1 pseudogene is annotated in these 581 nt (G+C 77.1%); it reads left to right on the forward strand.

Annotation, left to right across the window (positions count from 1 at the left end):
• Positions 1-581, forward strand: a pseudogene (locus B7L92_RS36060) (hypothetical protein); the annotation flags it as partial.

Here is a 581-nt window from a genome sequence, read left to right on the forward strand (position 1 = left end):
CCCACGACCCGCACGAGGTGACGGTCCAGCTCGACGCCGTGCAGTTCGGGGAGGGCGGTCTGCTGCAGCGGACGCCGGGCCGGGCGAGCGGGGAGCAGGACGCCGGTCCCGTGTTCGTCGACGAGTCCGGCCGCCGCAGCCGCCTCTACCGCCGTATGGGCCTGGCCGTCGGCCTCGCCTGCGCGGGGTACGCCGTCGTGATGGTCGCCACGCTGCTGTCCGGCAACTCCGACGCTCCTTGGATGCCCGTCCCCGGTCAGCAGGAGCAGCCCGCGGGGAAGGTCGAGACCTCGCAGCGGCCCGAGGAGACGGACGGCACCCCCGGCTCCGGCTCCAGCCTCCTCCCGGACGACACGCCGACCACCGGCGTCCCCGCACCGCCCGAACCCGGGGCCACCGCCCCCGCGTCCGGCACGACCGGCACGACCGGCACCGCGGACGAGCCGGGCACGACCTCCGGTCCGACACCGACGCCGACCCGGAGGGACACCACGAGACCGGGCACCGGCGGCGACGACGCCCCCGCGTCCCCGGTCGAGACCCCGACCACGCCGGTCCCCGACCCGACCACGACGGACGGC

This window comes from Streptomyces viridosporus (assembly GCF_002078235.1).
Classification (GTDB): Bacteria; Actinomycetota; Actinomycetes; order Streptomycetales; family Streptomycetaceae; genus Streptomyces; species Streptomyces viridosporus.